Source organism: Brevundimonas variabilis (assembly GCF_014199945.1).
Lineage (GTDB): Bacteria > Pseudomonadota > Alphaproteobacteria > Caulobacterales > Caulobacteraceae > Brevundimonas > Brevundimonas variabilis.
The window spans coordinates 74991-95527 of sequence record NZ_JACHOR010000006.1 but is presented as its reverse complement, the minus strand read 5'-3'; the positions used below and the strand labels follow the sequence as shown (position 1 = coordinate 95527).

At 66.6% G+C, this 20537-nt stretch carries 19 protein-coding genes; 7 read left to right on the top strand and 12 right to left on the bottom strand.

What is annotated here, in order from left to right:
• Positions 1–48: 48 nt before the first annotated feature.
• From GGR13_RS15710 to flgF, 7 genes are all read right to left on the bottom strand, one after another.
• Entirely contained in the window at positions 49–513 is a 465-nt protein-coding gene (locus GGR13_RS15710) for a hypothetical protein (RefSeq protein WP_183214539.1), read from the bottom strand.
• 29 nt (positions 514–542) lie between these two features.
• Positions 543–974, bottom strand: a complete 432-nt coding sequence (locus tag GGR13_RS15705; RefSeq protein ID WP_246347922.1) for a hypothetical protein — start codon at positions 972–974, stop codon at positions 543–545.
• Between the two features lie 37 nt (positions 975–1011).
• Positions 1012–1476 carry a hypothetical protein gene (locus GGR13_RS15700; protein ID WP_183214538.1) on the bottom strand — a complete coding sequence of 155 codons (465 nt, stop codon included), beginning with the start codon at positions 1474–1476 and terminating at the stop codon, positions 1012–1014.
• Between the two features lie 107 nt (positions 1477–1583).
• Positions 1584–2306, bottom strand: coding sequence for a flagellar basal body L-ring protein FlgH (gene flgH / locus GGR13_RS15695; RefSeq protein WP_183214537.1), 723 nt, complete (start codon positions 2304–2306; stop codon positions 1584–1586).
• A gap of 4 nt (positions 2307–2310) precedes the next feature.
• On the bottom strand, positions 2311–3087 hold the full coding sequence (gene flgA, locus GGR13_RS15690) for a flagellar basal body P-ring formation chaperone FlgA (RefSeq protein ID WP_183214536.1): 777 nt from the start codon (positions 3085–3087) through the stop codon (positions 2311–2313).
• Positions 3088–3089: 2 nt separating this feature from the next.
• Positions 3090–3878 carry a flagellar basal-body rod protein FlgG gene (gene flgG / locus GGR13_RS15685; protein WP_183214535.1) on the bottom strand — a complete coding sequence of 263 codons (789 nt, stop codon included), beginning with the start codon at positions 3876–3878 and terminating at the stop codon, positions 3090–3092.
• Positions 3879–3890: 12 nt separating this feature from the next.
• Entirely contained in the window at positions 3891–4628 is a 738-nt protein-coding gene (gene flgF, locus GGR13_RS15680; RefSeq protein WP_183214534.1) for a flagellar basal-body rod protein FlgF, read from the bottom strand.
• A 181-nt stretch (positions 4629–4809) separates the two neighbouring features.
• Between flgF and GGR13_RS15675 the strand changes: the two genes are divergently transcribed.
• The 5 genes from GGR13_RS15675 (at position 4810) to GGR13_RS15655 (ending at position 8462) form a co-directional block, all read left to right on the top strand.
• Positions 4810–5472 (top strand): flagellar basal body-associated FliL family protein, encoded by a 663-nt coding sequence (locus tag GGR13_RS15675; protein WP_183214533.1) that lies wholly within the window; start codon positions 4810–4812, stop codon positions 5470–5472.
• A gap of 3 nt (positions 5473–5475) precedes the next feature.
• The gene (fliM, locus tag GGR13_RS15670; protein ID WP_183214532.1) at positions 5476–6543 is read left to right on the top strand and encodes a flagellar motor switch protein FliM; all 1068 of its coding nucleotides are present in this window, start codon (positions 5476–5478) and stop codon (positions 6541–6543) included.
• Position 6544: 1 nt separating this feature from the next.
• Positions 6545–7057 carry a DUF6468 domain-containing protein gene (locus GGR13_RS15665; protein ID WP_183214531.1) on the top strand — a complete coding sequence of 171 codons (513 nt, stop codon included), beginning with the start codon at positions 6545–6547 and terminating at the stop codon, positions 7055–7057.
• Positions 7058–7132: 75 nt separating this feature from the next.
• Entirely contained in the window at positions 7133–8140 is a 1008-nt protein-coding gene (locus GGR13_RS15660) for a MotE family protein (protein ID WP_183214530.1), read from the top strand.
• 70 nt (positions 8141–8210) lie between these two features.
• Entirely contained in the window at positions 8211–8462 is a 252-nt protein-coding gene (locus tag GGR13_RS15655) for a DUF3297 family protein (protein WP_183214529.1), read from the top strand.
• A 202-nt stretch (positions 8463–8664) separates the two neighbouring features.
• On the opposite strand, the gene GGR13_RS15650 is transcribed toward GGR13_RS15655, so the two are convergent.
• Positions 8665–9684, bottom strand: a complete 1020-nt coding sequence (locus GGR13_RS15650) for a DNA topoisomerase IB (protein WP_183214528.1) — start codon at positions 9682–9684, stop codon at positions 8665–8667.
• Between the two features lie 92 nt (positions 9685–9776).
• Here GGR13_RS15650 and rlmJ point away from each other — a divergent pair, with 92 nt between their 5' ends.
• Entirely contained in the window at positions 9777–10589 is an 813-nt protein-coding gene (gene rlmJ / locus GGR13_RS15645) for a 23S rRNA (adenine(2030)-N(6))-methyltransferase RlmJ (protein ID WP_183214527.1), read from the top strand.
• Positions 10590–10900: 311 nt separating this feature from the next.
• On the opposite strand, the gene GGR13_RS15640 is transcribed toward rlmJ, so the two are convergent.
• The 3 genes from GGR13_RS15640 to GGR13_RS15630 form a co-directional block, all read right to left on the bottom strand.
• On the bottom strand, positions 10901–14290 hold the full coding sequence (locus tag GGR13_RS15640; protein WP_221230760.1) for a hybrid sensor histidine kinase/response regulator: 3390 nt from the start codon (positions 14288–14290) through the stop codon (positions 10901–10903).
• Positions 14291–14395: 105 nt separating this feature from the next.
• Positions 14396–16069, bottom strand: a complete 1674-nt coding sequence (locus GGR13_RS15635; RefSeq protein ID WP_183214526.1) for an MFS transporter — start codon at positions 16067–16069, stop codon at positions 14396–14398.
• A gap of 122 nt (positions 16070–16191) precedes the next feature.
• The gene (locus GGR13_RS15630) at positions 16192–17367 is read right to left on the bottom strand and encodes a Coenzyme F420 hydrogenase/dehydrogenase, beta subunit C-terminal domain (protein ID WP_343060452.1); all 1176 of its coding nucleotides are present in this window, start codon (positions 17365–17367) and stop codon (positions 16192–16194) included.
• 243 nt (positions 17368–17610) lie between these two features.
• Here GGR13_RS15630 and GGR13_RS15625 point away from each other — a divergent pair, with 243 nt between their 5' ends.
• Positions 17611–19290: a formate--tetrahydrofolate ligase gene (locus tag GGR13_RS15625; protein ID WP_183214525.1), complete on the top strand. Its 1680-nt coding sequence runs from the start codon at positions 17611–17613 to the stop codon at positions 19288–19290.
• Positions 19291–19296: 6 nt separating this feature from the next.
• Here GGR13_RS15625 and GGR13_RS15620 read toward each other — a convergent pair whose 3' ends face one another.
• Entirely contained in the window at positions 19297–20478 is a 1182-nt protein-coding gene (locus GGR13_RS15620) for a pilus assembly protein TadG-related protein (protein ID WP_343060471.1), read from the bottom strand.
• Positions 20479–20537 lie beyond the last annotated feature (59 nt).

Genomic DNA, 20537 nt, shown 5'->3' with positions numbered 1-20537 from the left:
TCGGCGGGCCGGGCAGGATGTGCCGGGTTCGCCGATGACCGCAGACTGTCAGCTACAGACGACGAAGAACCGGTCGATCGAGGGGCGTGAGGTGGCATGGGCGGCGAGCATCTCGCGCTGATCGCCCTGCCAGACGGCCAGCCATCCCAGCGTGCGGAACCGGCGCAGCACGGGAACGGACTTGTCCGTTGAGGCCAGAAGCAGGATCCCGTCCATGACCCCTGCCGGCTCCGCCGTGGCCATCAGCCGCTCCATTTCGCCACCGGACTCCAGCACCATCACCGCCGCCGCATCCTCTGCCGCCAGGATCAGATCCAGCCGGCCGCTGCGCGGGTTACAGGTCAGCGCCATGCGGAAATCGCCGCTGTTGGCGACACCATAGGCCAGCCGGGTCTCGTCAGGCTCTTCCGTCAGAAACCAGTCGAGACCATCGACAGGCATCGGCGCGCCCGAGACCGCTGCGCTCGACGGGGTTGGTGCTGGCGCGGTGGTCGAGCAGGCTGTGACCAACATGGCAGCGCCCAGGAGGCAAAGGAGGCTCCTCATCCGCCGCAAAGCCCCGCAAACCGCCGGAGCTTGGCGCGGTGAATACGATCCACAACGATGCCGCGGGTTTGATCGGCCAGGGCCAGGCGGAGGGTTCCGCTGGCGACGAACTGGGTGAACACAGGATGATCGGTCCGCAGCGTCACCTGGGTCTTGTCTCGCCGTGACCCGTCAGCCTCGGTCGTCGCTGTGGCATCGCCCGCCGTAATTCGCACAAAGCCGGATCCCATCGGGGCCCCGAAAATCGAGAGCCGCGCAACGCCGGACCCCGCCTCGCATTCCAGCGTGCTGCGCAGTTGCGGGGTATCCGGAACCTCATTGGCGAGGACCAGTGGACCGTCGTTTTCGTACAGTGCCCACGTCCACATGTCGGCAGTCGAACCGGTTTGCAGCGCCAGGCTGGCGAGCGCCGCGATCATCCACGTCATGGTTCAGCCCCCGCTGAAATCGGCCTGTCGGAACGGGTCAGGCCTGCCCCGTGCGGCAGTAGGCCAGAAAACGATCGACAACGCGACGTTCCTGACGCGTGGCAGCCAGTTGATAGATCCGCTCGTCTGCAATGACCGTCATCCTGCCTTTGCGCGAGAGCTCGCCGAGGCCGACCTCGGAAAGGGAAACATTTTCCTCTGATGCCTCTCCGCCCGAAAGGGGGTCTGGCGAAAAGGGCCGAGACCCTGTCTGGCTGGTTACACCGATCGGCATCACGTCGCCGTAGATGGCGACGTCGGTTTCGCCGGCCGAGCACGTCACCATGAAAGCCAGATCGTCGGAGTTGGACGCTCCGTAGGCCAGCTTCGCCAGTGCGCCGTCATGGCTGAGATGCCATGCGACCGGCTGGCCGGTGGCTTCGTCGAGCGCGGTCGATTGCGTTTGCGCGGCCGTGGTCGCCAGACCAAGAGCAAGAACGCCGGGAACCAGGACTCTGAGCATCGCGTCACCTCTTGTTCGAGGAGACAACGCGGCTCCGACCTAACAGTTCATAGGCTTACCCTGTGGATCGCCAGGCTTGCGATCTGTCGACGATGTTCAACCCCCGCCTAGAAGGGGCTGAAGCGTTCGACCAGAGACTGGGCTGCGGGTGTTGCCTGCATCCGGCTCACATCGCCTCGCCCACCGTAGCTGATCCGGGCCTCGGCGATCTGGGTGTGGTTGATGGTATTGGCGGCGGTAATGTCTTCAGGACGCACGATGCCGGCCACGGTCAATTCACGCAGCTCGCGGTTGGTGCGCACTTCCTGCCGACCCTGGATGACCATGTTGCCGTTCGACAGGACGTCGGTCACGACCGCCGCAATGGTCAACTCGACCCGCTCGGACCGATTTATGGCTCCAGAGCCATTGGCCGTGGACTCGCCCTGCACGCCAACCAGGTTCTGGGGGTCGAACCCGCCCGGGAAGGCGCGGCCCAGGCTGTTCTCCAGACCGAAGAAGTTGGAGATGCCGCCCGAGGTTTCGTTGGACCGCGTGCGATTGGTGGAGTTCTGGGTTTGCGCACGGTCATCGATGTTGATGTTCACGGTCAGGATGTCCCCGATCCGGCGCGCGCGCTGGTCGCCAAAGAAGGTGCGCGCGCCCGTGCGCCACAGGGAATTGGCGCTCGCCGGACGGGCGGCCTCCTCGCGGCCATAGACCTGGCTGACCGGCACCAGAGTGGCGGGATAGGCCACGGGGGCAAGCTCCGGTCCGCGCACGGTTTCCGTAATGGTGGAGCAGCCGGTCAGGGTGATGGCAGCGGCAGTGATGATCAGGAGTTTGCGCATCGGACTATCTTCCCTGGCGGGCGAATGAGTTGGAGTTTGAACGGGCGGCCTGTGCGGCGGGCCCGGTGACAGCGAGACCGGGTCCCGTCGCTATGGCTTCGATCGTCTTGCCAGACGCCAGGTTCAGAACGGGCACAGGGTCTCCGACCGCGGCGCTGCGGGTGGCCCGGCCCGTGACAGTCAGCTTGACCCCGCCGGAGATGAAGGCGACCTCGACCGTGTCGTTGCGGGCGATGACCTGAGGGCTGGCCAGGTCGCGGGCGGCGACCGGTGAGCCGGCGCGAAGGGCGCGGCGGGCTGACAGGCCGATCACCTGTTCAGCGTCATGCGGTCCCGAGGCCATGGCCTGATGCGACTGGACGGCGGTCCAGACGACGTCCTCCGGCTGGATGACGTCTCCGGCCGACAGGTTGCGGGCGTAGGTCAGGACGTCGACAGTGGCCCCGGGGCGGCTGATGGAGGCGGTCGCCGAACCGGCGGCCGGGGACGCCGACGGTGTCGCGGCACCCTGTCTCACGACCACGCGGCGCAGGCCTCGAGGATTGGACCACTGCAGGCCGGATCGCAGGGCGAGGCCTTGCAATTGGCCGGCTTCGAACACGATCGAGGGGCCCGTGCGGGTGGCGATCACCACGTCTGCGGCCGATCCGGCATCGTCGAACACATCGCCCAGGGTCACGCGGCCGTCGTCGTCGGACGGATTGGTCTTCAGCGTCACAGGGCCGGCCAGCGCGGGCCCGGCAGCGAGGATCAGCGAGAAGGCGAGGGTCAGGGCCTTCATGATCAGTTCTTCACATTGGCGCTGACGGACATCATTTCGTCGGCGGTGGAGATGACCTTGGAGTTCATCTCATAGGCCCGCTGGGCGATGATCAGGGCGCTGATCTCCGAAACGGCGTCGACGTTCGAGCTTTCTGTAAAGCCCTGCAGAAGCTGGCCGAAGCCGGGATCTCCCGGCACACCGGGGGTTGCCGTGCCCGAGGCAGCGGTCTCCAGCAGCAGGTTGTCTCCGATGCTTTCCAGCCCCGCTTCGTTGAAGAAGGTCGCGATTTCGAGCTGCCCGACCACCTGTGGCTCGGGCGTGCCGTCGGTGATGACCTGCACTTGTCCGGACTTCGAGATCGACACATCCACGGCGTCCTGCGGGATCTGGATGGCAGGCTCGACCGCATAGCCGTCGTCGGTGACGAGCTGGCCCTCGCCGTTCAGCGAGAAGTTTCCGGCGCGGGTGTAGGCGGTCTCGCCCGAGGGCAGGGTGATCTGGAAATACCCTCGGCCGTCGATCGCGACGTCATAGTCGTTGCCCGTTTGCGCCGGCGTGCCCTGTTCGGTGATCCGGTAGACACTGCCGGCCTTGACGCCGAGACCGACCTGGATGCCGGTCGGCACGACCGTGCCCTGGCTGGACGACTGGGCCCCCATCCGTTCCACGTTCTGGTAGATCAGGTCCTGAAACTCTGCTCGCTGCCGCTTGAACCCGACCGTGTTCATGTTGGCGATGTTGTTGGAGATGACCTCGACGTTGAGCTGCTGGGCAGCCATGCCGGAGGCGGCGGTTCTGAGTGCGCGCATGAATTGACGTCCCTAGTTCGCGCTGCCCAGCCGCTCGACCGAGCGACGGGACAGGTCATTGGCGTTTTCGATCATCTTGGAAATCCGCTCGTAGGCGCGGCTGATCTCGATGAGATTCGTGATTTCGATGAGCGAGTTGACGTTGGAGCTCTCGAGCATCCCTTGCCGGATCTGGGCTCCGGTGGCCTCGATCGGCTGGGTATTGGAGCGATTGCGGTACAAGCCGTCGCCATCCTTCGACAGGGCACCGAGGGCGTCGAAACGTGCCAGCGTGAGCCGCCCGACCGGCAGGCCGTTCTGGCTGATGGTACCGTCGGTCCCGACCGTTGCCTCGCCCTGTAGCGGGTCCAGGATGATGTCTCCGCCGTCGCCCTGCACCGGCAGCCCTGCCTTGGTGACCAGCCGTCCCTCGGGATCAATCGTGAAGGCACCGTCGCGCGTATAGGCCTCGCCAATACCGTCGGCGATGGTGAAAAAAGCCCCCTCGCCATCGACGGCGAAGTCGAGCGAACGGCCAGTCTGCTTCAAGGCGCCCTGCGCAAAATCCCGGCCTACGCCATTGTCCAGCACGAAGCTGGCGCTGGGACGAATCTGGTCATTCCGGGCCCGCTCGCCGATCTCGGTGCCGACGAGCAGTTGCTCGACCTTGAAGCCGGTCGTTTCCGCATTCGCGATATTGTTGGCCACGACGTCGAGTTCCCGACGCAGGGTCATCTGACGCGACAGTCCGATATAGGCGGCATTTTCCACGAGAGGCGTGCTCCTTCGGTCCGCACCCACGCAACAGCCGTGCCAACAGGGTTAACTCAGGCGGGACGGGCATTTGGCCCGGATAGATGGCAACCGGACCCGGCAAAATCTGCCTGATTTCAATCTGTCGTTAACCAGAAGAGTCGCATCTGGTGCATGGAACTATCCGGGGCGTCCGCGCATGCTGAAACTTGGCAAGAAAAAAGGGGCGAAGGCCCCGGAAGACGGGGCGACGGACGTTGCCGTTGCATCGGGTGCCGACGAGGGCGACGCCGCACCAAAGAAAAAGAAGATCCCGCTGCTGTTCATCATCATTCCGGCCGCACTCGTCGTGCTGGGCGGTGGGGGAGGGGCAGCCTTCTTCCTGATGCAGCCCAAGGCCGCACCCGCCGAGGAAGGCGCGGCCGGCCACGGTGAGGAGGCCAAGGACGACGGGCATGGCGCGAAGAAAGAGGAAAAAAAGGGCGGCGGCGGCCACGGCGGTGGTGGGGCGGAAGAGGCTGACCCGACGCTCGGTGTCATCAAGGAGGGGCCCGACGGCGTGACCTTCTACACCCTGCCAGACATGGTGGTGAACGTGCAGTCGACGAACGGCCGTCCGACCCTGCTGAAGCTGAAGCTGACGCTGGAAATGCATGATCACGATCTTGCGACGACCCTGCAGAGCGAGTTTCCCCGGATGCAGGACATGTTCCAGGGCTTCCTGAGGGAGGTCCGGCCGGAGGAGCTGCAGGGGTCGGCCGGAACGCATCAGCTGAAGACTGAAATCCTGCGACGCGTGAACCTGGTCGCTGCACCCGGCAAGGTCGATGCGATCCTGATCGAAGAAATGCTGGTCCAGTAGCTCATGAGTGACGCTGGAGTGGCCGATACCGATGCTGCTGCCGATCCCTTCGGCACCCTGGGCGTCGACATCCCGACGATCCAGTCAGAGCGGGTTCTGAACCAGGACGAGATCGACAACCTTCTGGGGTTCGATCTCGGCGAGGATGACGGCTCCGAGAGCCGGGGCATCCGGGCGATCATCAACTCGGCGCTGGTGTCCTACGAGCGTCTGCCGATGCTCGAGATTGTCTTCGACCGCCTCGTGCGTCTGATGACGACCAGCCTGCGGAATTTCACGTCCGACAACGTCGAGGTCAGCCTCGACAACATCTCCTCGATCCGGTTCGGCGACTATCTGAATTCCATTCCGCTGCCCGCCATCCTGGCCGTTTTCCGGGCGGAGGAACTGGACAACTACGGCCTGCTGACGGTCGATTCGAACCTGATCTATTCGATCGTCGATGTGCTTCTGGGCGGACGCCGCGGCACGGCGGCGCTCAGGATCGAGGGACGGCCTTACACGACCATCGAGCGCGTGCTGGTGCAGCGGATGGTCGAGGTGATCCTGGCCGACGCCAATGCCGCCTTCGAGCCGCTGACGCCGGTGCATTTCAATCTGGACCGGCTGGAGACCAATCCCCGGTTTGCCGCCATCGCGCGTCCGGCCAATGCGGCGATCCTGGTCAAGCTGCGCATCGACATGGAAGACCGCGGTGGTCGCGTCGAATTGCTCCTGCCGTATGCGACGCTGGAGCCGATCCGCAAGATGCTGCTGCAGCAGTTCATGGGCGAGAAGTTCGGCCGCGACAATATCTGGGAAGGCCACCTCGCGACCGAGCTCTGGACCACAGACACCGAGGTCCGCGCCATCCTCGATGAACAGCAGTTGCCGCTGTCGCAGGTTCTGGCCTTCAAGGTCGGGGATACGCTGATGCTGAACGCGACGCCGGAGTCCGATGTGTCGATCCGCTGCGGCACCATTCCGGTCACGACCGGCAAGATGGGACGCAAGGGCCAGCACATCGCTGTGAGGGTCGAAGGGCCCATCAGTGTCGAGGCTGCCACAAGCCTGACCAAGGGGAGACGCTGACATGACCGGGATCATCCTGGACGCCATCCTGATGCTGCTGCTGGTGGCCGCGATCGGCTACGGTATCCGGCTGGAGAAGAAGCTGACCCAGCTGCGCGCTGGCCAGCTCGCCTTCGCTGGGGCGGTCACCGAGCTGAATACAGCGGCCGGCCGGGCCGAGAACGCCCTCGCATCGTTGCGGCTTTCTGGCGAGGAGGCCGATCTTCTCCACGACCGGATCATCAAGGCACGGGCACTCAAGATCGAGCTGGAGGGCCTGATTGCCCGGGGGCCGGCTCCTGTCGTCGCGGCACCCCAATTAGCGAACACAGAGGATGACGCCCGTGCCAACGAGGTCGCGGCCGCCCTGTTGCGGCGGGCCTCGGCCATGCCGTCGCGCGAGCGGGAGAGCAGCATGCCGCCGCGCCCCGCGGCCATGACGCCCGTGATGCAGGCGATGGCCGCTAACCAAGCTGCTCAACAGAGCCTCAACCGGGCGCGTCGCAGAATGGACGAAGACCTGTTTGCCGCCTGACGCCTTTTCTTGCCCATAAGCCCGGCGCGCGACGCCGGACTGACCCGGGCGTGTGCTGAATTCGAGACCTGATCCATGGCCAAGATGCCCCGCCTTCTGCCCCTGATCGCCATCGCCATTGGCGGGGTTGTGGCGGTGCGTGCCGTCGGCGCTGGCCCGGGCCTGTTCGAAGGAGCCAAGGCCTGGGCCGAGGAGGCCGTGCCCGCCGCCGCAGCCGGTGCCGCTGCCCCCGCTGCCCGCACGCCGGCTCCGGCCGTCTGCGCGCTGACACCCGAGCAACTGGCCCAGCAGGCCGGGGTGTCGGTCGCCGAGCTGCGCATCATCCAGAGCCTGAAGAGCCGCCGGGTGGAGCTGGATGCCCGCGACACCGACCTCGGCACGGTCCTGCCTCTGATGATGGCCGCCGAACAGAAGCTGGACGCCAAGATCCAGGCCCTGAATGCGCTGAAGGCCGAGGTCAATGTCCTGCTCGGCCAGGTCGACGAGAAGGAAAAGGCCGAGACCGACCGGCTGGTGGCTGTCTATTCCGCCATGCGTCCGCGCGAGGCCGCAGCTGTCTTTGCCACCCTGGACGACAGTGTACGCCTGCCGATCGCGGCGGCCATGCGGCCCCGTGGCCTGTCAGCGATAATGGCCCAGATGCCCGCGCCGGCCGCCAAGGAACTGACCGAGAAACTGGCTCGCCGGTTCCAGGCCCAGCAACTGGCGGCCCGGGCCGCTGCGGCCAGCGCCATCGGCAATGCGCCGGTCCCGGCAGCCACAACGCCGGCCGCTGCGACGGCTGCTCCGGCTGCGGCCCGGACACCGCCGGCCACGGGTGCTGCCACCCCCGCAACAACGCCTGCTGCTACCCCGGCAGGGACGCCGGCGGCAACACCAGCCGCAACCCCGGCGGCCAATCGCCCGGCCAACAGACCGGCCGCAAGGCCAGCAGCGCGTCGCCCTGCCGCGACACCGACCCGTCGTCCGGCAGCCACTCCGGCCGCAGCCACCCCGGCCGGTCCGACGCCCTATGCGCCGGCGGCGGGGGCTTCGACACCAGCTGCAACGCCCGCCGCCCCGCCGCGCCAGTCGGTCGAATAGGATCAAGGTTGGCAGGCCGCGCGCAGGCGGCTAAGGAGCCGCTTCCTCGTTCGCCTACAGGCTGCCTGCCATGTCCGATAGCTTCCCCGACCGTCTCTGCGTGAATCCGGCCAGCCCGTATTACGACGCCGATCTGCTGGCCAAGGGCATCGGCATTCGCTTCAAGGGCGAAGAGAAGACCAATGTCGAGGAATACTGCATCTCGGAAGGCTGGGTCCGTCTGGCCGTGGGCAAGGCGGTCGACCGCAAGGGCAATGCTTTGACCATCAAGCTGCAGGGGCCGGTCGAGCCCTTCTTCCAGCACGAAGAAGACCCGGCCTGATCGGCTGGGTGATAGCTGCAGCCTGAAACCGTGATCAGAGCCGGTACCTTCGAGACACCGTCTTGATCGTCTTGATCGTCTCGACCGCGTAAGTCCCCCTTGAAGATTCTGGTGGCATCTCGTGACGCCGCGTCCTGTTCTTGTTCTGTTCTGGTGCCTGCCCCACGCTTTTTCAAGGGAGTTGCCAGCCGTCGGTCGGCCCTCAGCGCGCCAGATACCTGACCAGGGCCTTTTCGAAGCTCGCCGTTTCCGAGCCAGGCAGGGTCTGTGGCATGGCCCCGGTCTCGTAAAGGTCGAACACCGCCGGGTGGACATAGGACGAACGGCAGACGGTCGGTGTGTTACCGAGCAGGCCCGACACAGCCTTGACGCAGACGGTGATCTTCTTCTTCGCATCGGTCGGTGAGGTCGGCGCCTCCATGTCGCGCAGAGCCCGGGCGGCGGAAACGGTTCCGGCCCAGGTGCGGAAGTCCTTGGCCGAGAACTGGTCACCCATGGCTTCGCGAATATAGGCGTTCACATCGTCGGAGGTGACGGGGACCAGTTCGCCCGCGGCATTCCGGTATTTGAACAGTTGCTGGCCGGGCAGGTCGCGCAGCCCCTTGACCACGGTGGCCAGTCGCCGGTCCCGCACGCTGACGGAATGCTCGACGCCGCTCTTGCCCTTGAAGGCGAAGGTCAGGCCCGTCCCGTCGACCTCCAGGTGCCGCTTGTGCAGGGTGGTCAGGCCATAGCTCCGGTTCTGCTTGGCATAGATGGCGTTGCCCACGCGGATCAGGGTGATCTCCAGCAGACGGACGGCCGTGGCCAGGACCTTGTCCTTGGACGGCCCCTTGCTGGCCATGTCCGCGTCGATCCGGCCCCGCAGCTTCGGCAGCGCGCGGGCAAACGCGGGAAGCTTGTCGAATTTGTTGATGGAGGCGTGAGTGCTCCAGTCGTTGTGGTAGCGGTACTGTTTGCGGCCCTTCACATCGCGGCCGGTGGCCTGGATGTGGCCGGTGGCTCTGGGGCAGATCCAGACATCAGTCCAGGCGGGCGGGATGGCGAGGGCGTTGATGCGGCCGATCACCGCCTTGTCCCGGATCGGGGTGCCCCGGGTGTCGCGATAGGAAAACCCGGTGCCGGTGCGCTTTCGCGTGAAGCCGACGCGATCGTCGCTGCAATAGGTCAGGCCCTTCGGCACATCGACCGCGGGGATAAAGCCGGTAGAGCCGTCTGCCATCTTCGTCTTTCACATCAGGGACCTGCGGCCAACGTGCTGCGTGCGACCGTGGTTCCGCTTGACCGACGCGCTGCGCGGGGAGACGAAAGCCGATGAACTATCGTCACAGCTTTCACGCCGGAAATTTCGCCGATCTGGTGAAGCATGCGCTTGTGCTCTGGCTTCTGGCCGAGCGCCAGCAGCGCGGCCCCGTCGCGGTGCTGGATACGCATGCGGGGGCAGGCCTTTACGACCTGAGCGGGGACGCCACCCGATCGCGCGAGGCCGAGGCAGGTGTCGCGCGTCTGATGGCCGAGGCCGACCTGCCCCCGCTGATCGCGGCGCTGGCGGATCAGGTCCGGGCCGTGAATCCGGACGGGGGTGTGCGCTTCTATCCCGGATCGCCGGTCCTGATCGCCCGGGCCCTGCGGCCTGACGACCGCTATCTGGGGTTCGAACTGCGCGACGAGGTCGAGGTCCTGCTGGCTGAAAGCCTGTCCGGCTGGCCGGAGGCGCAAGGCGTGGCCGGGGATGGCTTCGACATGGTGCTGGCAGCAGCCGCTGACGTGGAAGCGCCGCTGATCCTGATCGATCCGCCGTTCGAGCGACCGGATGACTACGTCCGCTCGGCCGAGACGGCCCGGGCCCTGCTGGAGGTCGATCCCGCCGCGACCGTGGCCATCTGGACCCCGCTCAAGGACATGGAGACCTTCGACGGCTTCCTGCGCCGCCTGAGCGGCCTGGGTCTGGTGCTCGTCGCCGAGACCCGCCTGCGTCCCCTGACCAATCCGATGAAGATGAATGGCTGCGCCATGGTGGTGGTGAATCCCCCGGACGGCACCGGCGGGGCGGCCGGGGAGATCTGCGACTGGGTGGCGGACACACTGGGCGAAGCGGGTTCGCGGGCGGAAATCTGGGCGCTTTGACCACGATCGGCATCCTCTGACGAGGTGCGTAGCGGCGCAGATCGGGGGCGAAAAGATCGCCTTCTGCGCTGCTGGGTCCCCCGGTTCTGCGCAAGCGCAGCCCGGAGGATGACGAGAGGATTATCTCACCCTGCCTTTTCGTCATCCTCCGACAAGCCGCGTCAGCGGCGCAGATCGGGGGAGCCAGCGGCGTGCGATCGCGCGACCCTTTTGAGGACGCGAACGGCTGGGATCGGGGTGAAAAGATCGCCTTCGGCGCCGCTGGCTCCCCCGGTTCTGCGCGAGCGCAGCCCGGAGGATGACGATAAGGATCACCGCCTCGAAAGAAATGCCTTGAGGGCCGCCGGGCGAACCGGTTTGGCCATCAAGACCGCCCCCGCCGCGGCCACCCGGGACGGTAGGGTCTCGTCGGCATCCGCAGTGATCAGGGCGATGGGGTGGGTGGCGTGGCGCCTAATGGCGTCGACCACGGACAGACCATCCGGTCCATCGCCAAGGTGCAGGTCGATCAGGGCGGCATCGAACGGCGCGGATGCTTCCGCTGCGCGCAGGGCGCTGGCGGCGTCGGGGGCGGTGACGACAGACATCCCCCAGCGTTTGAGCAGGGCCGACAGTCCCTCGAGAATGGCAGGTTCGTTGTCGACGCACAGGACCCGCAATCCCGCCAGCGGCATGCGGGTCGTGGGGCCGGTCGGCTCCGGCAGGGCGGCGACAGGCTGGGCCCTGGGGACCGTGACCGAGAAGACCGTGCCCTGACCGGGCTCGGAGGACAGCGTCAGCGGATGGGCCAGCAGGCTGGAGACCCGGCGCACGATGGCAAGGCCGAGGCCCGCACCGGGCTCATCGCCGGGAGATCCGGCCAGCCGGGTGAATTCGGTGAAGATCGCCTCGCGCTGATCCGCAGGGATCCCCCGCCCGGTGTCGTGAACGACGATGCGGACGCCGTCGCCCGCCCGGCGCGTCCCGACGAGAATGCCGCCGCTGTCCGTGTAACGGATGGCGTTGCCAACGAGATTTTGCAGCAGGGACCGCAGCAGGTCCCGATCCGACGAAACCCACAGTCGGGACGGCACCATCCGCAGGGTCAGTCCCTTGGCGCGGGCCAGCGGCAGGAACTCGCGCCTCAGTTCGCTGAACAGGGCCTCCAGCGACAGCGGCCCGACTGCCGGTCGTACGCCACCGGCCTCCAGCTTGGACAGGTTCAGCAGGGCCTTCAGCATGCCGTGCGCGCTCTCGATCGAGCGGTCGGCGTTCTCGGCCAGGGTCCGTGCCGCACCGTCGCCGCCCTCGTCCTTGAGCGCAGCGATAAATAGGCGTGCCGCGTGCAGGGGCTGCAGCAGGTCGTGGCTGGCGGCCGCCAGGAAGCGGGTCTTGGAGGCCGTGGCGTCCTCGGCAGCCTGTTTCGCTTCTTCCAGCCGCTCGGTGCGGTCGGCGACGCGGGCTTCCAGCTGTTCGTTGGCTTCCTCGAGCGCTTCGGCGGCCCGGCGCAGTTCGGTGATGTCGGTATAGGAGGTGACATAGCCCCCCCCGGACATCGGGGTGCCGGTCGAGCGGATGACCCGGCCATTGGGCTGGATCCGCTCATGGGTGTGGGGCTCGCGGCGGCGCAGGGCCTCGAGGCGGCGCTCGATCCAGGGCTCGCGGTCCGAGGGCGGGACCTCGCCCCGCTCGGCATTCAGGCGATAGACGTCGGCGATCGGCTGGCCGACATGGACGAAGCCGGCCGGCAGGTCGAACAGGGCGATGTAGCGGGCGTTCCAGGCGATCAGCCGCAGGTCAGCATCGACCACGCTGACCCCCTGGTCGATGTTGTCCAGGGTGGCCTGCAGCAGTTCGCGGTTGAACTGGACGGCCTGGGACGCCTCGTCCAGCATCCGCACCACGTCCTCGGGGGCCCGTCCGCCTCCAGCCAGGGCGGCGGAGATGACCCGCCGGGCCGAGGAGGCCCCGACGGCTCCGGCCAGCATCCGTTCGGCGGCGCGGGCGAGGCCGGCATCAGCGGGATCGCCGTCCTTGAAGGTCTGGCCCGTCTCGCGCGCGAAGGAGGCGAAGGCCCGTTCCGCGCCGGCATCGCCCACAAAGCGCGAGACGAGGGTCTTCAGGTCGCTGACCGAGGCGCCGGAGGGGGCGGTATTGACCTCGCGCCAGTCGGGGCTGAGCCGGTCGACGAAGGCCCGGGCCTGCACCCTGTCGATGAGGCGCGGTCGGGCCTGTTTCGACACGACCACATAAATCAGGGCGTTGGCGCTCAGGCTGAGGAAGACGCCAAGCGGCAGGGGGTCTTCCAGTCCGAACGGCGTGGGCTCGGCGATGCCCAGGGCAGCCCCGATCTGGGGGATGGCCAGCAGGGCCAGCCAGATCACAGCCCCGACCGATATGCCGGCAATCGCCCCCCGGGCTTGGCCGCCGCGCCAGAGCACGGCTCCGAACAGGGCGGGGGCCAGCTGGGCCAGGGCGGCGAACGAGGTCAGGCCGATCGAGGCCAGGCCGCTGGAGCGGTCGATGGCCTGGAAGTACAGCCAGGCCAGAAACAGGATGACACAGATGACCGCGCGCCGGACCTGCAGGATGGCACCGGCCATGTCCGAGGCATCCTCGCGCGCGCGCCACCGGTCGCGGGCCACCAGCGGCAGGATCAGGCTGTTCGAGGCCATCGCTGACAGGGCGACGGTCTCGACGATGACCATGGCCGTAGCAGCCGAGAATCCACCGACGAAGACGACGGCGGTCAGGAAGCGAGCCCCTTGGGAAAAGGGGACGTCCAGCACGAACAGATCAGGGTCGGCGAGCCGCGAGAACAGCCCTCCGGCAGCCAGGAGAGGTACCACCGCGACACTGGTAATCAGCAGATAGATCGGGAAGACCCAGCGGGCCCGGCGAATGTGTGCGGGCTCCGAAGCCTCGACGAAGGCGACGTGGAACTGGCGCGGCAGGCAGAAGATGGCGAGCGTCGCCAGCACGGTGATGGCGATGAAGCGGCCGTCGATAACCGGCGGCGCGGCCAGCGATCCCAGGGCGGTGATGACCGAGCCGGGCTCGGGCGATCCGAACAGCAGCAGGGCAGCGAAGACCGCGACAGCGACCAGGGCTGCCAGCTTGACCACGGATTCCAGGGCGATCGACTGGATCAGGCCGCGATTGTGCTCGGTCAGGTCCGGTCGCCGCGCCCCGAACAGGATGGTGAAGCCGGCCAGGACGATGGCGATCACGGTGACCGTCAGTTGCTCGGACCCGGCGACGCTCGTCCCCGCCGTCACCAGCTGCCAGGCCATGGACAGGGATTTCAGCTGCAGGGCGATATAGGGCAGGGAACCCACGATCGCGACGGTGGCGACGAGGGCACCGAGCCTCTGACTCTTGCCGTAGCGGGCGGCGATGAAGTCGGCGATGGAGCCGATGTTCTCTCGCCGGGCGGTGGCGGCGATCCGCTTCCAGATCGGGAACAGCAGCACGATGCCGATGGCCGGGCCGATGTAGATGGGCAGGAATTCCCAGCCGTCCCGAGAAGCCGTGCCGACTGCGCCGTAGTAGGTCCAGGATGTGCAGTAGATGGCCAGGCTGAGCGCATAGGCCCAGGGGCCGAACCGGCGACCGGGCGGGGCGTGGGGGCCCAGCCGCTCGCTGCGCCAAGCGACGGCAAACAGCACGCCCATATAGACGGCGACCATCGTCAGGATCAGCAGGGCATACATCGCGCCCATCTAGACGACCTCACAGACCGGGACACAAGATGACGAAGGGAACTCAAGGCAAGGGGCGGGGGATCGTCGCCGATCCACCCGCCCCCGTTTCCGTTTCAGCCTTGATCAGGCGTTCAGATCGACGTCCTTGCCTTCCTTGACGAACAGGAAGCCGATGACGACGGTGATCAGCGCCACCACGATCGGGTACCAGAGGCCGTAGTAGATATTGCCTGTGGCCGCGACCATGGCGAAAGCCGTGGTCGGCAGGAACCCGCCAAACCAGCCGTTGCCGATATGATAGGGCAGCGACATCGAGGTGTAGCGGATATTGGTCGGGAACATCTCGACCAGGGCCGCGGCGATCGGGCCGTAGACCATGGTCACATAGAGCACGAGGATGAACAGGATGCCGACGACCATCGGCCGGTTCACCTCGGCGCTGTCGGCCTTGAGCGGATAGCCCACAGCCGAGAGAGCTTCGCCCAGTCCGGTGTCCCAGGTCTTCTTCTGGGCCGTGAAGTCGGCCGTCGACAGGTCATCGCCGCGGAAGCTCGGGATGACGGTCTGGTCACCGATGCGAACCTCGGCCACCGTTCCGGCCGGAGCCTCGAGGTTGGTGTAGTTGATGCCGGCCTTGGCCAGATAGGATTTCGCCACGTCGCAGGACTGGTTGAAGACGGTCTTGCCGATGGGGTCGAACTGGACGTTGCAGTCCGCTGGATCGGCGTAGACCGTGATCGGAGCCGAGGCCGTGGCTTCGGCCAGACGCGGGTTGGCCGCGGTGGTCAGGGCCTGGAACAGCGGGAAATAGGTCAGGGCCGCGATCAGGCAGCCCGCCAGGATGATGGGCTTGCGACCGATCTTGTCCGACAGCCAGCCGAAGAAGACGAAGAAGGGCGTCGCCAGCAGCAGGGCCACGGCGATCAGGATGTTGGCCAGGGAGGCCTCGACCTTCATGACCCGCTCGAGGAAGAACAGGGCGTAGAACTGGCCGGTGTACCAGACCACGGCCTGGCCGGCGGTCAGGCCGACGAGGGCGATCAGGACGATCTTGAGGTTCGGCCATTTGCCGAAGGAGTCCTTCAGCGGCGTGGTCGAGCCCTTGCCTTCGGCCTTCATCTTCTTGAACGACGGGCTCTCGGCCAGCTTCAGCCGGATCCAGAGCGAGACGCCCAGCATCAGGATCGAAACGAGGAACGGAATTCTCCAGCCCCAGTCGGCAAAGGCTTCCTCGCCGACAGCGGTGCGGACACCGAGGATGACGATCAGGCTGAACAGCAGGCCGACGGTGGCCGTGATCTGGATGAAGGAGGTGTAGAAGCCCCGCTTTCCGCGCGGCGCATGCTCGGCGACATAGGTGGCAGCCCCGCCATATTCGCCGCCCAGGGCCAGACCCTGGATCAGACGCATCATGACGAGGATGATCGGGGCGGCGATGCCGATGGCGGCATAGGACGGCAGCAGGCCGACGACGAAGGTCGACAGACCCATCAGCAGCATGGTGACGAGGAAGGTGTTCTTGCGGCCCCAGAGATCCCCCAGGCGTCCGAAGAAGATCGCGCCGAAGGGACGAACCGCGAAACCGGCCGCGAAGGCCATCAGGGCGAAGATGAACCCCGTGGTCTCGTTCACGCCCGAAAAGAACTGGGCCGAGATGATCGCGGCGAGTGAGCCGTACAGGTAGAAGTCATACCATTCGATCACCGTGCCGACCGAGGATGCGAGAATGACGAGCTTGTCATTCTTGCCCACGACTTCCGGTTCATCGCCTGGCGCACCGATGGCGCTGTCAGTCATAGTGTGTCCCTCCCAGGGTTCGCCGTTTTCGGCTGTCATGACCCGTCCGCGCGACGGCACGGACTTCCGGGTTGAACCTGACAGGCTAAGGCTGTGCTTGAGAGAGCGACTTTCGTCGAAGGTTAATCTGCCGGGGGCTGGTGGGTCGTCATGGCAGACGGGCGCTCGCCATCTTCCGGCTTCAGCCCATACGGGGCCACCAGCGGCCAGACGTGGTCCGGGATCATGGACTTCATCCGGCGGGGCTCCTGCCGGCGCAGGTGCAGGATGGTCTCGATGGCCTTCATCTCCACCCGGGTGCGGGCGAACTCCAGACCCCGGGGACCCACGCGCGGCATCAGCCAGCCGACAATGGGGCGGACCCAGTCGGGCATGCCGCGCAGGGGAAGGCCGCCGGCGGCGCGCTCGACATTGGCCATGAAGCCCTTGACCGCGCCGGCGCGCTTGCCCGCTGTGCCGGGTGTCGACAGGCGGACCTCGTCGCCCAGAAGGTCCAGCAGTTCCTCGCCGCGTTCATTGCGGACCAGAAGCCACTGTTCGCCCTGGCCGCCCATATAGCCAACCGTGATGTCGGCCAGGACGTTGGTGTAGTCGACGCAGGTCCGGCAGGTCAGGGGAAAGAAGTCCGGTGGCAGCTTCGAGATCGGCAGCTGCAGGAAGGGCACCACCCGCTGGCTGCCGTCCCGGAAGCGCAGCTCGACATGATAGTCCGCCCGGAACTCCAGATAGGTGATGGTCTCCGGCGCATCGGACAGCAGGTCGAGGAAGTCGTGGAACCGCTCGGTGGTCGTGTTGTCCGAACAGGGCGTGCCGATGACATAGAGCCGCTCGAAGCCCAGCTCGGCCTCAAGCGCGCGCAGGGCATAGACCTGGCAGGGAATGCCGATGACGGCGATCCGGCGGTGGCCAGCCGCCCGGGCGGGCTCCAGCAGGGCCAGCAGCGGCGCATAGCCCATCCGCATCCCCCGGACCCCGGCCATGCCGCGCGCTTCGGTCACGAGGACCGGCACCGGCCGCCAGGGATCATCGGCGCCGGGGGCCATGGTCAGAACAGCGTCGACCGCACCGGTCTCCAGCAGCCGTTCCGCAATCCGGGTCGTGATGCCCGTCCACTGCGCCCCGGGCCTGGGTTCCGCCAGAGCGGCACGAACCATGCGCCGGAACGGACCGAAATGGAGCTCGTCGACCCGCTCCGGATCGCGTGCCCGGCCATGGACCCGGGTCTCCATCGCCGGGTAGTCCGGCTTGATGAACTGGCAGGCGGAGGCGCAGCGTTTGGGCTCGGACGTCCGCGACACGCCACAGTCGGTGCACAGATCGCGATAGGGGGCAGGACCTGCTGCGGGAGCCCATACGGGACCGGACGGATCGTTCAGGGAAGGGGTGATGTCCGGGGTCCTCCTCGGCGTCCCGTCTGCGCGGGACCATGGGCCACCTTAGCCGGGCTTTCTGATTTGGCCACTGTCCCCTGCAGACCAAACCAGCGGTCCGAAGCTGATCTCCCTCTTGCCGGACCGGACGCCTTGCGGGCATCAAGGCCCATGAGCATCGATCTGCAAATCGCGCGCGCCGCGACGCTGAAACCCATCGCCGAGATTGCAGCCGGACTCTGCATCGGAGCCGACGACCTGGAGCCCTACGGCCGCCATATCGCCAAGCTGTCGCGGGACTGCGTCGATGGACTGGCGGCCCGGCCCGAGGGTCGCCTGATCCTGGTAACGGCGATCAATCCGACGGCGGCCGGGGAGGGCAAGACCACCACCACCATCGGACTGGGCGATGCTCTGAACCGGATCGGTCGGCGAACCGTCGTGGCCCTGCGCGAGCCATCACTGGGTCCCGTGTTCGGACGCAAGGGCGGAGCGACCGGCGGAGGCTATGCCCAGGTGGTCCCGATGGAGCGGATCAACCTGCATTTCACCGGCGATTTCCACGCCATCTCGGCCGCGCACAATCTGTTGTCCGCAATGATCGACAACCAGCTGTACTGGGGCGCAGGGGCTGGTCTGGACCCCCGACGGATCAGCTGGCGGCGTGTCGTGGACATGAATGACCGGGCGTTGCGCAAGGTCGCGGTGGGGCTGGGCGACGGCAAGAACGGACCGGCGCGGGAAAGCGGCTTTGACATCACCGTCGCCAGCGAAGTCATGGCGATCCTGTGTCTCGCCGACGGGCCTGCCGATCTGGTCGAACGGCTGAGCCGGATCGTCGTCGGGCGCAATGCGGCTGGCCAGCCGGTGACCGCGGGTGACATTGAGGCCGCCGGGGCCATGGCGGCTCTGCTGTCCGAGGCCATCCTGCCCAATCTGGTCCAGACCATCGGTGGCACGCCCGCGCTGGTACACGGGGGGCCGTTTGCCAACATCGCCCATGGCTGCAACTCGGTCATCGCGACGCGGGCGGCCCTCAGGCTGGGCGAGTTCTGCGTGACCGAGGCCGGGTTCGGAGCCGACCTGGGTGCGGAGAAATTCCTCAACATCAAATGCCGGTCCGCCGGCCTTGCCCCCTCGGCCGCGGTGGTCGTGGCGACGGTTCGGGCGCTCAAGCTGCAGGGCGGTGTCGCAAAGGATGCGCTGGGGCCGGAGAACGTCGCGGCGGTGGAGGCTGGCTTCGCGAATCTGGCGCGCCACATCGAGAATCTGCGTGGCTTCGGCCTGCCGGTTCTTGTGGCGATCAACGGCTTCACCGGCGACACCGCGGCCGAACAGGCCACCATCGTCCGGCTGTGCGCCGAGAGGGGCGTCGAGGCTCATGTCTGTACCCACTGGGCCGATGGCGGTGCCGGGGCGGAGGGGCTGGCGCGTGCCGTGGCCCAGGCTGCGGATGCGCATTCCGATCCGCTTGGGGCGCTGACGCCGACCTATCCGTTGGACATGCCGCTGGCCGAAAAGATCCGGACCATTGCCCGCACGATCTACCGCGCTGCCGACGTGGCATTCTCCGGGCCGGCGGCCCGCGACCTGGCCCGGTTCGAGGCAGAAGGTGCCGGAGGCCTGCCGGTCTGCATGGCGCGCACGCCCTATTCGTTCAGCGCCGACGAAACCGTCTTCGGCGCGCCGTCCGAATTCATCCTGCCGGTGGAGGAGGTTCGTCTTTCGGCCGGGGCCGGTTTCGTCGTGGCCCTGTGCGGATCGGTGAACACCATGCCCGGCCTGCCGCGCGTCCCAGCCGCCAACCACATCGCGCTGGATGCGAAGGGGCAGATTTCGGGCCTTAGCTGAGGCAGATTACCGGACGAGCGTGGACCCGCCCGTCCGGGGCCCGACGCCCTGAGGGACCGGCACGGCCGACCCGGCATAGTTGGCGTTGATGATGAGCGAGGGCGAGCCCTTGAGCTCGACCGCTTCGGCCACCAGCACCGTCCAGGCGCTGTCGCGCGCCACGTCGTCCGTGCCATCCACCATCAGCGTCGCATTCGGCACGTAGATGACGCCCAGCAGGCTGTCGACGTTGTCGGACGAGATGATGAAGTCCTGCGTATTGTTCCTCGTCGCGGCCATGACAAATCCCGCAAAACGTCCCGACCGGCGGCCCTCCAGTGTGACCATCGCATTGTCCTCGAACACGAATTTCGAGGCTAGGTCGAACATCAGAACGACGTCCTGACCGCGCAGTGTCGCGTTTTCCTTGACTTCCAGCGCCCCCGCCAGAAACCAGTGCTCGCCAGGCTCGAGGATCAGCTGGGTATTGCCGCCGACCTTGATCCCGCCGCAGTGAATGCCTGCGGGAATGCGGACGATGCCGGACTTCTTGTCGATGCCCTTCACACCGGCACTGCAGTTCAAGGGCGGCATTAGCAGGAGCTGGGCGAACGGGTCCTCGATCGGGGCTGCGCCGGTACCGGGTGCCGGATTGATGGCACCGTTCGCCCGGGTCACAGCCTGAGTCATCGCGGCCCGTATGCTGCCGCCCTCGACCTCGATATCGCGGTTGGAGTGGACCAGGCAGGCCGGAGCGGAGATTGAGGCCTTGTCCTTCACGTTGAGAAGTTTGGAGCCCGAATTGCCGCTGACTAGCACGCAGAGCGGGGTCATGCCGACGGTGGTCGCGCTGGCCCGCGCGTGAAAATGCCAGCCGCCGGGCGGAAGCATGCTGCCGAAGAACGACGGACGATGGCCGTTCAGCGTCACGCGAATGATCCGCTGGGTTCGGGTTTCCTCGACCGAGATGTTAGTGACGATCGTCGGGGCTTCGGCCCACTCCGAGGTTTGTCCCTTAACGAAAACCTCGGCTCGGGCGATGGCGGCTTTGTCATCAATGGCCAGCCCCAGTTCCCAGGCCCCGGCCAGGGCGGCGGCATCGGCCACGTCCTGCAGGCGGGACTTTGAGGCCTGGACACTGTTCAGGTCGATGGCTCCGACGCCCAGCAGGATGACGGCCGGGGCTGCGAGCGCGAACTTGAGCGCAATGACCCCCCGATCGTCGCCCAGAAGACGCGATGCGAGGGTGGCGAGCGCGCCAGAAAGAA

Bases quoted from the DNA above. Each gene is read 5' to 3' on its own strand.
- GGR13_RS15655 (WP_183214529.1), top strand. From the start codon at position 8,211: ATGTCCGATAGCTTCCCCGACCGTCTCTGCGTGAATCCGGCCAGCCCG.
- flgA (WP_183214536.1), bottom strand. From the start codon at position 3,087: ATGAAGGCCCTGACCCTCGCCTTCTCGCTGATCCTCGCTGCCGGGCCC.
- GGR13_RS15635 (WP_183214526.1), bottom strand. From the start codon at position 16,069: ATGACTGACAGCGCCATCGGTGCGCCAGGCGATGAACCGGAAGTCGTG.
- flgG (WP_183214535.1), bottom strand. From the start codon at position 3,878: ATGCGCGCACTCAGAACCGCCGCCTCCGGCATGGCTGCCCAGCAGCTC.
- GGR13_RS15625 (WP_183214525.1), top strand. From the start codon at position 17,611: ATGAGCATCGATCTGCAAATCGCGCGCGCCGCGACGCTGAAACCCATC.
- GGR13_RS15700 (WP_183214538.1), bottom strand. From the start codon at position 1,476: ATGCTCAGAGTCCTGGTTCCCGGCGTTCTTGCTCTTGGTCTGGCGACC.
- flgH (WP_183214537.1), bottom strand. From the start codon at position 2,306: ATGCGCAAACTCCTGATCATCACTGCCGCTGCCATCACCCTGACCGGC.
- GGR13_RS15710 (WP_183214539.1), bottom strand. From the start codon at position 513: ATGTTGGTCACAGCCTGCTCGACCACCGCGCCAGCACCAACCCCGTCG.
- GGR13_RS15640 (WP_221230760.1), bottom strand. From the start codon at position 14,290: ATGGGCGCGATGTATGCCCTGCTGATCCTGACGATGGTCGCCGTCTAT.
- GGR13_RS15665 (WP_183214531.1), top strand. From the start codon at position 6,545: ATGACCGGGATCATCCTGGACGCCATCCTGATGCTGCTGCTGGTGGCC.
- GGR13_RS15660 (WP_183214530.1), top strand. From the start codon at position 7,133: ATGGCCAAGATGCCCCGCCTTCTGCCCCTGATCGCCATCGCCATTGGC.
- GGR13_RS15675 (WP_183214533.1), top strand. From the start codon at position 4,810: ATGCTGAAACTTGGCAAGAAAAAAGGGGCGAAGGCCCCGGAAGACGGG.
- rlmJ (WP_183214527.1), top strand. From the start codon at position 9,777: ATGAACTATCGTCACAGCTTTCACGCCGGAAATTTCGCCGATCTGGTG.
- fliM (WP_183214532.1), top strand. From the start codon at position 5,476: ATGAGTGACGCTGGAGTGGCCGATACCGATGCTGCTGCCGATCCCTTC.
- GGR13_RS15650 (WP_183214528.1), bottom strand. From the start codon at position 9,684: ATGGCAGACGGCTCTACCGGCTTTATCCCCGCGGTCGATGTGCCGAAG.
- GGR13_RS15705 (WP_246347922.1), bottom strand. From the start codon at position 974: ATGACGTGGATGATCGCGGCGCTCGCCAGCCTGGCGCTGCAAACCGGT.